The organism is Halomonas lysinitropha (assembly GCF_902500215.1).
GTDB lineage: Bacteria > Pseudomonadota > Gammaproteobacteria > Pseudomonadales > Halomonadaceae > Halomonas > Halomonas lysinitropha.
On the sequence record NZ_CABVOU010000016.1, the window covers coordinates 137,826 to 149,733 of the forward strand.

Annotated in this window: 12 protein-coding genes; 5 read left to right on the forward strand and 7 right to left on the reverse strand. The window is 65.9% G+C overall.

Going from position 1 to position 11,908, the window contains the following annotated elements; all coding sequences use genetic code 11:
* Positions 1-142: 142 nt before the first annotated feature.
* Together HALO32_RS02630 and sfsA are read left to right on the forward strand one after the other, a co-directional pair.
* Positions 143-1,303: an aminotransferase class I/II-fold pyridoxal phosphate-dependent enzyme gene (locus HALO32_RS02630; RefSeq protein ID WP_151442238.1), complete on the forward strand. Its 1,161-nt coding sequence runs from the start codon at positions 143-145 to the stop codon at positions 1,301-1,303.
* The gene (gene sfsA / locus HALO32_RS02635; protein ID WP_151442239.1) at positions 1,303-2,094 is read left to right on the forward strand and encodes a DNA/RNA nuclease SfsA; all 792 of its coding nucleotides are present in this window, start codon (positions 1,303-1,305) and stop codon (positions 2,092-2,094) included. The genes HALO32_RS02630 and sfsA overlap by 1 nt, the downstream gene beginning before the upstream one ends.
* On the opposite strand, the gene HALO32_RS02640 is transcribed toward sfsA, so the two are convergent.
* The 6 genes from HALO32_RS02640 to HALO32_RS02665 all read right to left on the reverse strand — a co-directional run bounded on the left by HALO32_RS02640 (position 2,079) and on the right by HALO32_RS02665 (position 6,609).
* Positions 2,079-2,531, reverse strand: coding sequence for a DUF4426 domain-containing protein (locus tag HALO32_RS02640; protein ID WP_225809677.1), 453 nt, complete (start codon positions 2,529-2,531; stop codon positions 2,079-2,081). The genes sfsA and HALO32_RS02640 overlap by 16 nt on opposite strands.
* A gap of 47 nt (positions 2,532-2,578) precedes the next feature.
* The gene (gene metW / locus HALO32_RS02645) at positions 2,579-3,178 is read right to left on the reverse strand and encodes a methionine biosynthesis protein MetW (protein WP_151442253.1); all 600 of its coding nucleotides are present in this window, start codon (positions 3,176-3,178) and stop codon (positions 2,579-2,581) included.
* Positions 3,178-4,335, reverse strand: coding sequence for a homoserine O-succinyltransferase MetX (gene metX, locus HALO32_RS02650; protein ID WP_151442240.1), 1,158 nt, complete (start codon positions 4,333-4,335; stop codon positions 3,178-3,180). The genes metW and metX overlap by 1 nt, the downstream gene beginning before the upstream one ends.
* Positions 4,336-4,372: 37 nt before the next feature.
* Complete coding sequence (locus HALO32_RS02655; RefSeq protein ID WP_151442241.1) at positions 4,373-4,966, reverse strand: YggT family protein; 594 nt, start codon at positions 4,964-4,966, stop codon at positions 4,373-4,375.
* Positions 4,967-5,028: 62 nt separating this feature from the next.
* Positions 5,029-5,853, reverse strand: a complete 825-nt coding sequence (gene proC, locus HALO32_RS02660; protein ID WP_151442242.1) for a pyrroline-5-carboxylate reductase — start codon at positions 5,851-5,853, stop codon at positions 5,029-5,031.
* Positions 5,854-5,904: 51 nt separating this feature from the next.
* On the reverse strand, positions 5,905-6,609 hold the full coding sequence (locus HALO32_RS02665) for a YggS family pyridoxal phosphate-dependent enzyme (RefSeq protein ID WP_151442243.1): 705 nt from the start codon (positions 6,607-6,609) through the stop codon (positions 5,905-5,907).
* Positions 6,610-6,672: 63 nt separating this feature from the next.
* Between HALO32_RS02665 and HALO32_RS02670 the strand changes: the two genes are divergently transcribed.
* Both HALO32_RS02670 and HALO32_RS02675 read left to right on the forward strand, forming a co-directional pair.
* Positions 6,673-7,707 (forward strand): type IV pilus twitching motility protein PilT, encoded by a 1,035-nt coding sequence (locus HALO32_RS02670; protein WP_151442244.1) that lies wholly within the window; start codon positions 6,673-6,675, stop codon positions 7,705-7,707.
* Positions 7,708-7,738: 31 nt separating this feature from the next.
* Positions 7,739-8,881, forward strand: a complete 1,143-nt coding sequence (locus tag HALO32_RS02675; RefSeq protein WP_151442245.1) for a PilT/PilU family type 4a pilus ATPase — start codon at positions 7,739-7,741, stop codon at positions 8,879-8,881.
* Here HALO32_RS02675 and HALO32_RS02680 read toward each other — a convergent pair.
* A complete protein-coding gene (locus HALO32_RS02680; protein ID WP_151442246.1) occupies positions 8,878-10,008 on the reverse strand; it encodes an anhydro-N-acetylmuramic acid kinase in 1,131 nt (376 codons plus the stop codon). The genes HALO32_RS02675 and HALO32_RS02680 overlap by 4 nt on opposite strands.
* 113 nt (positions 10,009-10,121) lie before the next feature.
* Here HALO32_RS02680 and tyrS point away from each other — a divergent pair, with 113 nt between their 5' ends.
* On the forward strand, positions 10,122-11,321 hold the full coding sequence (tyrS, locus tag HALO32_RS02685) for a tyrosine--tRNA ligase (protein ID WP_151442247.1): 1,200 nt from the start codon (positions 10,122-10,124) through the stop codon (positions 11,319-11,321).
* Positions 11,322-11,908 lie beyond the last annotated feature (587 nt).

The window sequence follows — 11,908 nt, forward strand, 5'->3', positions numbered from 1 at the left end:
TTGTTTAGCGCAAAAACTAAGGTCGTGCAACCTCTTCCACCGTCAGGACTGCGCTTGCACGCCAAAAGTCGTAACATGCCGATTTTACTCCCGGCCGCGGGAAGATGCCCGTCGTGCCGCGATGTGTCTAGAGGAGCCGTGCATGTCCTGGAATTCGCGCGTCGAGCGTATCGCCCCCTTCCGCGTGATGAGCCTGCTGGAGACGGCTCAGGCCCGCGAAGCCGCCGGGCACGATGTCATCCACCTGGAGGTCGGTGAGCCCGATTTCCCGACCCCCGGGCCGGTTATCGAGGCTGGCCATGCTGCCCTGTCCGCCGGTCATACGCGTTACACGCCGGCGGCGGGGCTGCCGGCACTACGTGAAGCCATCGCTGATCACTATGCCGAGCACTTCGGCACCAGGGTAGATCCGCGGCGGATCCTGGTCACGCCCGGCGCCTCCGGGGCGCTGCTGCTGGCCAGTCAGCTGCTGGCCGGCCCGGGTGACCGGGTGCTGATGGCCGACCCCAATTACCCCTGCAATCGCCATTTCATGGCTCTGGCCGGTGCCGAGGTGGACGCCGTGCCGGTGGGCCCGGCCAGCGGCTGGCAACTGGATGCGGGGCTCGTCGACGCTCACTGGCGCGACGAGACTCGCCTGGCAATGCTCGCCACGCCCTCGAACCCCACCGGCCATATGCTCGATGCCGGCCAGCTCTCGGCGGTGGTCGAAACGGTGGCGGCGCGTGGTGGCCACCTGCTGGTGGACGAAATCTACCAGGGGCTCTGCTACGATTTTGCGCCGCTCTCGGTGGCCTCGATCACCGCGGACGCCTTCGTGGTCAATAGCTTCTCCAAGTACTTCGGCATGACCGGCTGGCGCCTGGGCTGGCTGCTGGCGCCCGAGGCGGCGGTGGAGCCCCTCGCCCGGCTGGCCCAGAACGTCTTCCTGGCGGCTTCCACCCCGGCCCAGCATGCGGCCCTCGCCGCCTTCTCGCCTGAATGCCGGGATATCCTCGAGACCCGCCGCAGCGAGCTCGAGCGCCGCCGTGATGCCCTGCTGGAAGGTCTCTCTCGCCTGGGGCTGGCCCCCTCCCTGCCGCCCCAGGGGGCCTTCTATCTGTGGCTCGATATCTCCCGCTACAGCGACGACAGCGAGGCTTTCTGCCAGGCGCTGCTCGAGGAGGAGAACGTCGCCATCACCCCGGGCACTGATTTCGCCCTGCTTGGCGGCGAACATCATGTGCGTATTGCCTTCACCACCGGCGAGGCGCGGCTGGAAGAGGCCGTGTCCCGCTTCGAGCGCTTCCTGGCGCGTCGCTGATGGAGTATCCGGCCCTGGTCCCCGGGACCCTGCTGCGACGCTACAAGCGCTTCCTGGCCGATGTGCGCCTCGATGGCGGCCGCGAGGTGGTGGCTCACTGTCCCAATACCGGCTCGATGCGGGAGGTGAACGTGCCGGGGTGCCGCGTCTGGCTATCGCCCAGCGACAACCCGGCCCGCAAGCTGAACTGGACCTGGGAGCTGATCGAGCTGCCGCAAGGCGACGGCACCATGGCGGCGGCCTCGGTGCATACCGGTCGGGCCAACCGCATCGTCGAAGAAGCGTTGCGTGCGGGGCATGTAGAGGAGCTGGCCGGCCACGCGGCGATCCGGCGCGAGGCCGCGGTAGAGGGGGCGAGACTCGACTTTCGCCTCGACGATCCTGAACGCGGCACCACCTTCGTCGAAGTCAAGCAGGTGACCCTCAGAGAGGCCGATGGCCATGGCTACTTTCCGGATGCGGTGAGCACGCGGGGCCGCCGCCATCTCGAGGCGCTGGCAGCCCTCGCGGCACAGGGGCACCGCGCCGTGCTGCTGTTCTGCGTGGCCCACGAGGGTATCGAGGACGTGGCCCCTGCGGCACACCTGGACCCGGCCTATGCCGCGAGCCTGCGCGAGGTGGCGACCCTTGGTGTGGAGGTGCTGGCGCGGCGCTGCGACGTGATCCGTAAAGCCGACGTGCCGGTGGCGATCCGTCTGGGACGCCGGTTGCCGGTTTCATTCACCCGCGAGGTGGGTCCGGTCGTGGCCGTCGATGGAAACGGGAGGCTCGCGGGTCAGCGGTCGATATAGAAGCGTTGGATGAAACTGAGCTCGGCGGGCTCGGCATTGCGGTCGTGGTGCACGCGAAGGTCGAAGCGCATCGGCTCATCCTCGCGTATGCGGAACACCGCTACCTGGGACGGCGCGTCGCCGATACGTACGCTGCGAAATGACAGCGGCTGGGTGTCACTCCCGTCGAGGCCACCGATTCGACCGTCGACCGGTGCCGAGACCGGACGGGTCGAGCCATCCTCGAGCTCCTCGATCACGCTGACGTTGAGCAGGGCCATGACGCGGCTGCGCTGAATGCCATGTTCCCGGGCCACTTCCTCCGGCAGGAAACTGGTGTTCACGGCGCTGTAGTGGATCTGGTGGTTCCCCACCTGTTCGTACTGCTGGGCCTGGGCCGGCAGGGTCAACAGCAGCGCCAGGCCCGCTGCCAGGGCTATCAGGCTATGTCGCATCATCGTCGGTTCCCCCTTGTTCGGTATCTCTCGCCTGCGCCTTCCCGGCATCACGCCTCGCGGCGGGCGACCCGGAAGATAGCGATCTCGCCGAACAGGTTGGGCCACCACCGCGAGGTCCAGTGCCCCTCGTGGTCGCCGATGCCCACTGCCCGGTCGACAATGCTCAGACCCTTGTCGCGGCACAGGCGTTCAAAGTCGTTGAAGGTCGAGAGGTGGATGTTGGGGGTGTCGTACCAGGCATGGGGCAGCGACCGGGACACCGGCATGTAGCCCTTGAAGCCCAGATAGGCGCGATGGCGCCAGTAGGCGAAGTTGGGGAAGGTGATGATGCACTCCCCGGCGACGCGCAGCATCTCGTCGAGCATCAGGTCCGGCCGGCGCAGGGCCTGAAGCGCCTGGGTCATGACCACCAGGTCGCAGGCGTCATCCTCGAAGTTGGCGAGCCCCTCGTCGAGGTTCTGCTCGATGACGTTGACGCCCTTGGCCAGGCAGGCGGTGATGCCGTCGGGGTCGATCTCCAGGCCATAGCCCGTGACCTGCTTGTCGCGGGCCAGCGCCGCCAGCAGTGTGCCCTCCCCGCAGCCCAGGTCGAGCACCCTCGCGCCCTGCGGGACCCAGTCGTGAATCAGCTTGAGGTCGGCGCGCATCATGGGCGGTCCTCCAGGCCCTGGTCGCGGGCGACGCGGTTCATGAAGGCGGCGAAGACCGCCTGGTAGCGCGGCTCGGGCATCAGGAAGGCGTCGTGGCCGTGCGGCGAGTCGATGTTGGCGTAGCTGACCGCCTTGTCGGCGCGGATCAGGGCGTTGACCAGCTCCTTGGAGCGCGAGGGCGGGAAGCGCCAGTCGGTGGAGAAGCTGACCACCAGGAAGGGACAGGTGGCGGGCGCCAGGGCCCGGGCCAGATCACCACCGTGAGCCGCGGCCGGGTCGAAGTAGTCCAGCGCCTTGGTCATGAGAAGGTAGGTGTTGGCATCGAAGGAGTTGGAAAAGGTGTCCCCCTGGTGGCGCAGGTAAGACTCCACCTGGAATTCCACGTCGTAGCCGAAATTCAGGTCGTTACTGCGCAGGTCACGGCCGAACTTGCTACCCATGGCATCTTCGGAGAGGTAAGTGATGTGCCCCACCATGCGGGCGAGCTTGAGGCCGCGGCGCGGCACCGTGTCATGGTTGGCGTACCAGCCATCCTGGAAGTCGCGGTCGGAGCGAATTGCCTGGCGCGCCACCTCGTTGAAGGCGATGTTCTGTGCCGATAGCTTCGGCGTCGCCGCGATGACCACCGCATTGGCGATTCGCTCGGGATAGTCGAGGGTCCACTGGAGGACCTGCATGCCCCCCAGGCTGCCGCCGATCACGGCGGCGAAGCGCTCGATGCCCAGCCGGTCGGCCAGCCGCGCCTGGCTGTGGACCCAGTCTTCTACCGTCATGATCGGGAAGTCGGGGCCCCACTGGTGCCCTGTCGCCGGGTTCGCGCTGGTGGGGCCGGTGCTGCCATGACAGCCGCCGAGATTGTTCAGCGAAACCACGAAGAAGCGGTCCGTGTCGATCGACTTGCCGGGGCCGATATGGGCGTCCCACCAACCCGGCTTGCGCTCGTCCGTCCTGTGGTAGCCCGCCGCATGGTGGTGGCCGGAGAGGGCATGACAGATCAGGATGGCATTGGAGCGTTCGGCGTTGAGGGCACCGTAGGTCTCGTATACCAGGTCATAGGCCGGCAGCGTCCTGCCACAGGCCAGGGGTAGCGGGTCGTCGAAGTGAGCCGTCTCGGGCGTCACCAGGCCGACCGAATCGGGGGAGAACTCGGGCATCGGTCGTGTCGTGTCCAGTCGTGGGTGTCGGTCGACCTCAGAGGCCGACCAGGGCACCGGCGATGCCGGCGGCACGGGTCAGCGAGCCCACCACGATACCATCGATCAGGCTGATGGCGATGAACACCACGATCGGCGAGAGGTCGATCATGCCCAGCGGCGGGATCACCCTGCGCACCGGCGACATGATCGGCTCCACCAGCTGCATCACCAGCAGGGCGCCCGGGTGGCTGGCCTGGGGTGCTACCCAGCTGAGAATGATCATCACGATCAGGGCGAAGAAGTAGATCTTCAGGATGGCGTTGGCAACGGCGGCCAGCGAGCCGATCGCCACGCCGGCGATGGGTGCCATGCCGAAGCCGGCGATTTGCAGAATCACGATGATGCTGATCGCCTTGATGACCAAGGCCGTGGCCAGGGTGGCCAGGTCGAAGCGTCCCATCACCGGTCCCAGGAAGCTCTGGAAGGGACGTACCGCCGGCTGGGTGATCTTCACCACCGACTGGCTGATGGGGTTGTAGTAGTCGGCCCGGGATGCCTGCAGCAGGAAACGCAGCATCAGCAGGAAGATATAGATGTTGATCAGGGTGTTCACCAGCAGCAGGCCGGCGCTTCCCAGTTGACTGCCCATCGGGGCTCCTCCATGTCCTTGAATCGTCGTCGTGTCAGCCCGCGTGCGTGCTGGTCTGAGTCTCAGCGCTTGCCGAGTTCGTCCGCCATCTCGGAGGCGCGGTCGGCACAGGCGGTCATCGCCTCGGCCATGATGCGACGCAGGCCGGCCTCCTCGAGGTGTTCGACGGCGCGCTCCGTGGTGCCGCCGGGCGACATGACGTTGCGCTTGAGCTCGCCGGGAAGCTTATCACTCGAGAGCGCCATCTTCGCCGCTCCCAGGGCAGTCTGCATGGCCAGTCGCCGTGCGGTGTCGGCGGGCAGGCCCAGCTTTACGCCAGTCTCCTCCATGGCCTCGAACATCAGGAAGAAGTAGGCCGGGGCACTGCCCGAGACGGCGGTGACCGCATCGAGCAGGGCCTCGTCGTCGACCCATTCCACCAGGCCTACGGCCTCCATCAGCTCGGTGGCGAGCCGGCGCTGGGCATCGTCCACGTTGGCATTGGCGTAGAGCCCGGCGGCCCCGGCACCGACCAGTGCGGGAGTGTTGGGCATGCAGCGTACCAGGGGAAGGTCGCCGCCGAGCCAGTGTTCCAGGGTCTCGGCGGGCAGTCCGGCCGCCACCGAGACGATCAGTGGCCGGCGCGCCTGGACGGCGTCGCGCATCTTCTCGCAGACCTCGCGCATGATCTGCGGCTTGACCGCCAGCACCACCACATCCGACTCGGCGACCGCTGCTGCATTGTCGGTCGCGGTGTGGATGCTCAGCCGTTCGCGCAGCGGGGCGAGGATGTCGTCGCTGGGCGAGGTGGCCATGATGTCGTCGGGTGAGACGCCGCTTTCGATCATCCCACCGATGATGGCGCCGGCCATGTTGCCGGCGCCGATGAAGGTGACTTTGCTGGCCATGGGATCTGTCCTTCTTAGTGGTGGAGTACCTCGGCCGGCGGCCGGCGAGGGTTAACGGGTATTGCGCTCACCGAAGATAGCGGTGCCCAGCCGCACCAGGGTGGCGCCTTCCTGAACGGCGGCCTCCAGGTCGGCGGACATACCCATCGAGAGGGTGTCAAGTGGCGCCTCGGGGAAGCGCTCGCGGAGCGCCTCGAAGGCCTCGCGGAGCCGCGCGAAGGGCACACGCTGGGCCTCCCGCCCCTCGGCCGGCGCGGGGATCGTCATCAGCCCGCGCAGGCGCAGGGCCGGCATCGCCAGAATTGCCTCGGCGAGGGCGGGCAGTGCTTCGAGGGAAACGCCGGACTTGCTCGTCTCCTCGCTGATATTGACCTGCAAGCAGATGTTCAGTGGGCCGAGCGCCTCGGGGCGTTGATCATTCAGGCGCCTGGCGATCTTCTCACGGTCTACGCTATGCACCCAGGAGAAGTGCTCGGCGACCTCGCGGGTCTTGTTGGATTGCAGGGGACCGATGAAATGCCAGACGATAGGATCCAGCTCCGTCAGCTCGGCCTGCTTGTCCAGGGCCTCCTGCACATAGTTCTCTCCGAACTCGCGCTGGCCGAGGTGCCAGGCCTCGCGGATCATGGCGGCGGGCTTGGTCTTGCTGACGGCCAGCAGTCGGGCAGCATCGGCGGGCCGCTCGGTGGCATTCAACGCCTCGGCGAGGCGGGTGCGAGCAGCGGCCAATGACTCGGAAAGTACCAGGTCCGTCATGTCTGAGTGTCTGTCATACTGGTCATACTGAAGGAAACCTTATCCCGGGAGCAGGGGAAACGCATGGATATTACCGAACTGCTGGCTTTCTCGGCAAAGCAGAAGGCCTCGGACCTCCACCTTTCGGCGGGTCTACCGCCGATGATCCGTGTCGATGGCGACATCCGCCGGCTCAACGTGCCGGCCATGGAGGACCGTGAGGTCCGCAAGCTGATCTACGACATCATGGCGGACCGACAGCGCCGCGACTACGAAGAGTTCTTCGAGACCGACTTTTCCTTCGAGGTGCCGGGTGTTTCGCGCTTCCGCGTCAACGTCTTCAATCAGGGGCGCGGCGCGGGCGCCGTCTTCCGGACGATCCCTACCGAGGTGCTGACTCTGGAGGACCTGGGCATGGGCCAGGTCTTCCGTCAGCTCTCCATGCTGCCTCGTGGCCTGGTGCTGGTCACCGGCCCTACCGGCTCGGGCAAGAGCACTACGCTGGCGGCGATGATCGACTACATCAACGACAACCGCTTCGAGCATATTCTCACCATCGAGGACCCGGTGGAGTTCGTCCATCGCAGCAAGCGCTGCCTGGTCAACCAGCGCGAGGTGCACCGCGATACCCATGGCTTCGCCCCGGCACTGCGCAGCGCCCTGCGCGAGGACCCCGATATCATTCTGGTCGGCGAGCTGCGCGACCTGGAGACAATCCGGCTCGCCCTCACCGCTGCCGAGACTGGCCACCTGGTATTCGGCACCCTGCATACCACCTCCGCGGCCAAGACCATCGACCGGATCATCGATGTGTTTCCCGGTGATGAAAAGTCCATGGTGCGGTCGATGCTCTCCGAGTCATTGCAGGCGGTCATTTCTCAGGCTCTGCTCAAGCGTCAGGGGGGTGGACGGGTGGCGGCCCACGAGATCCTCGTGGCCACCGCCGCGGTGCGTAACCTGATCCGCGAGGACAAGGTGGCGCAGATCTACTCGGCGATCCAGACCGGTGGCAACCTGGGCATGCAGACCCTGGATGCCTCGCTGGCACGCCTGGTGACGGACAACACGGTGGCACGTGAAGAGGCCCAGGCGAAGGCCAAGGGCGTGTTGGCGAGCTGAGGAAGCGACAACCACCACAAGGAGCAGGGAGATGACGGCAAAAGAGTGGCTTTACCAGCTGCTGGACATCATGGTGCAGAAGGAGGCGTCGGATCTGCTGATTTCAGTCAATGCGCCGCCGACCCTCAAGATGGCCGGCCAGCTCACCCCCCTGGGCGACCAGGGGCTCAGCGTGGCGCAGGTCACCGAACTGGTCGGTGCCTCGATTCCCGAAATGTTGCTGGAACGCTTCCGGCTCGAGCACGAGGCCAACTTCGCGCTGAGCCTCAAGGACAAGGGCCGCTTCCGCGTCAGTGCCTTTCAGCAGCGCAACCAGATGGCCATGGTGATCCGGCGCATCGGCTTCGAGATTCCCCACCTGGAGGAGCTGTCGTTGCCCTCCACGCTCGGTGAGTTGGCCAACAACAAGCGCGGCCTGGTGTTTGTGGTCGGGGGGACCGGTACCGGTAAGTCGACCACCCTGGCGTCGATGATCCAGCAGCGCAACGAGACCCTGGGGGGGCACATCATCAGCGTCGAGGATCCCATCGAGTACGTGCATCCGCACCGCAAGGCGATCATCAATCAGCGCGAGGTCGGCATCGACACCGAATCCTTCGAGGTGGCGCTGAAAAACACCCTGCGCCAGGCACCGGACGTGATTCTGATCGGCGAGGTGCGTACCCGGGAGACCATGGAGCACGCTCTGACCTTTGCCGAGACTGGCCACCTTTGCCTGGCCACGCTACACGCCAACAACGCCAACCAGGCCCTGGATCGAATCATCAACTTCTTTCCCATCGAGCGGCATGCCCAGGTGTGGCTCGATCTCTCCCTCAACCTGAGGGCCATCGTGGCACAACAGCTGCTGCCTACCGTGGATGGCGGACGCTGTCCGGCCATCGAGATCATGCTCAAGTCGCCATTGATCGGGGACCTGGTGCGTAAGGGGGAGGTCTCCGAGATCAAGAACGTCATGACCCGCTCGCGGGATCTCGGCATGCAGACTTTCGATCAGGCGCTTTTCGATCTCTTCAAGGCCGGCAAGATCACCGAGGAAGTGGCGTTGGTTCATGCCGATTCGGCCAATGACCTGCGCATGATGATCAAGTACGGCGATGAAGACAGCGAAGGGGTGGCCGGGGCCAGGGATGCGGCCAGCCATCTGTCGCTGCGTGGCGAGGACGATTTCTAGGGCGCATAGACCCCGCCCAGCACCCGGGAACCGGCGGCACCCGTCACCGAGGGCAGGTTGCCGGGCAATCCGGCCAGTCGCCGCCACGCCAGCCAGGCGAAGGCGCCGGCTTCCAGCCAGTCAGCGGGCCAGCCCCAGTCATCTCCCGGAAGTAGAGGCGTCTCGGGTAGCCGTCGGGCCAGACGGGACAGGAGGTCCGGGTTGTGGGCGCCGCCGCCGCAGGGCACCAGCAGCGCGGCCGTTGGGGCACCGAGGCGCTCCCTGGCCATCTCCACGCCGAGAGCTACGCTGGCGGCGGTCAGTTCCGCCAGTGTGGCCTGGACATCCTGTGGTGCCTCTCCGCCCCGCAGGTGTCCTTTCAGCCAGTCCAGGTGGAAGCGCTCGCGGCCGGTGCTGCGGGGCGGAGGCAGGTGGAAGTAGGGCTCTGCCAGTAAGCGCTCCAGCAGCGCCTCGTCAACCCGCCCCGAGGCCGCCCAGGCCCCGCCGGCATCGTAGCGATCCCCACGATGCCGGGCATGCCAGGCATCCAGCAGGGCATTGGCCGGGCCGGTGTCGAAGCCCAGCGGGGCCCGTTCGTCCTCGGTGGGCGGCAGCAGGGTGAGGTTGGCGAAGCCGCCCAGGTTGAGCACCAGGCGCCATTCACCGGGTGCCCGAAACAGCGCCTCATGGAAGGCCGGCGCCAGGGGGGCAGCCTGCCCGCCGGCGGCCAGGTCGCGCCGCCGGAAGTCGGCCACCACCGGGCAGCCGGTGAGCTCAGCCAGCAGGCTAGGGTTGTCGAGCTGCAGCGTATAGGCCGGGCCGCCATCGTGGCCCAGGGGAGCGTGCTCAATGGTCTGCCCATGGCTGCCGATGGCCATGATGGAGGCTCTCGCCATTCCACTCGAGGCGAGCAGCGCTTCGACGGCCTCGGCCTGCAGGTGGCAAAAGGCGTCCTCGGCGGCCGCCAGTTCTCTGAAGGCTACTCGGTCGGCATGACAGAACCGCCACAGCAGGTCGCGTAGCGTCTCGGGCATCGGCGTGTCCTGGGTGGCGATCAGGCGCGGTGTGCCCTCCTCGCGGATCTCGACGAGGGCGGCATCGATACCGTCGAGGCTGGTGCCTGACATCAGGCCAATGAAGAGGCTCATGGGGACTCCCTGACGGGCTCAACCGTGGATGGCTGGACATGGTAACATCCTCGCCCATTCGACTATCGAGTGCCCGCGGGGTTGCGGGCCGCCTGCTGAGTGGAGAGGAGACAATGACCGATGTTGCTGGCGCCCTGGCGCTGCTGAAACGTGGCACCCACGAGATTCTGCTCGAGGAGGAGCTGGTCAGGAAGCTGGAGTCCGGGCGCAGGTTGCGCATCAAGGCAGGCTTTGACCCCACCGCGCCGGACCTGCACCTGGGACACAGTGTCTTGCTGACCAAGATGCGTCAGTTTCAGGACTTGGGCCACGAGGTCATCTTCCTGATCGGCGACTTTACCGGCCGCATCGGTGACCCCACCGGGAAGAACGTGACGCGCAAGCCGCTCACCGAGGAGGAGGTCAAGGCCAACGCCCAGACCTACAAGGAGCAGGTGTTCAAGATCCTTGACCCCGAGAAGACCGAAGTGCGCTTCAATGCCGAATGGTTCTCCGCCATGAGCGCGGCCGACATGATCGAGCTGGCCGGCCAGAGCACCGTGGCGCGCATGCTCGAGCGCGACGACTTCGACAAACGCTACAGCGCCGCTCAGCCCATCTCCATTCACGAGTTCCTCTATCCGTTGGTGCAGGGCTACGACTCCGTGGCGCTGGAGGCCGACGTTGAGCTCGGCGGCACCGACCAGAAGTTCAACCTGTTGATGGGCCGCGAGATCCAGAAACACTTCGGCCAGGCGCCCCAGGTCGTGATCACCATGCCGCTGCTGGAGGGGCTGGACGGTGTGCAGAAAATGTCCAAGTCTCTGGGTAACTATGTCGGGGTCGACGAGCCACCGGGGGTGATGTTCAACAAGCTGGTCTCCATGCCCGACAGCCTGATCTGGCGGTATTTCGAGCTGCTCTCGCTGAAGCCCAACGAGGAGTTCGAGGCGCTCAGGCGCGATGTCGAGGCAGGCGCCAACCCCCGTGACATCAAGATGATCCTGGCACGCGAGCTGATCGGTCGCTATCACGGCGAGGAGGCGGCGGCCAACGCCCATCGCAGTGCCGGCAACCAGCTGGCCGAGGGGGAGCTGCCCGAAGACCTGCCCGAGATAGAGGTCGATTTCGAGGGTAGTGCCCAGGCGCCTATCGCGGCGGTGCTGAACCGCTCGGGACTGGCCAACAACAGCGCCCAGGCCAAGGACATGCTGGGTAACGGCCGGGTCAGGGTGGATGGTGACGTGGTTCAGCGCGATTATATGCTGGAGTGCGGACGCAGCTATGTTATCCAGGCAGGCAAGAAACGTTATGCCCGGGTGACCATCGCCTGACACCTCTCGGCAAGTCTCCCCAGCGACGCCCGCCTCGAGCGGGCGTCGTCGTCTTTGCCGGCGGGCCATGTCATCCACAGGCGGTCGGCGCCAAGGGGCTGTGGACGGCCGGGTCGTCATCCATTGTTCACTTGGCCATCATCACCGCGACATTTTTCTTCCTGACGCTCTTGCGCGGTCCCGGGAAGTTCCGTAGAGTACGCATCCGCTGCCGGCAACGGGCACACGTTACCAGCGGTGAATGTCGCAGAAGCGGTTGTTTCTACTGGGGTTTTTCGAGAGGTTCGCGAAATTCCCGCTTGACGGACACGTCAGCATCGGTAGAATACGCTCTCTCGCGACAGGGCCTCTCGAGGCCTCGATCGGTCGCCATCTCGATGGCAGGTCGCTGACCCGGAACGGTTCCACGGAACGCTTCGCAGGGTTGACATCGACCGCCGATCACGTAGAATACGCCTTCCTCGCAGGGCGCTGGCGGCGCCGCTCACTGAGCCGGCCACGACAGCACGCGAGACGCTCCCCTCTCGATGAGAGCCCGGAGCCGCTCTTTAACAATCGATCAGGTAATTCATGTGGGCGCTTGTCGG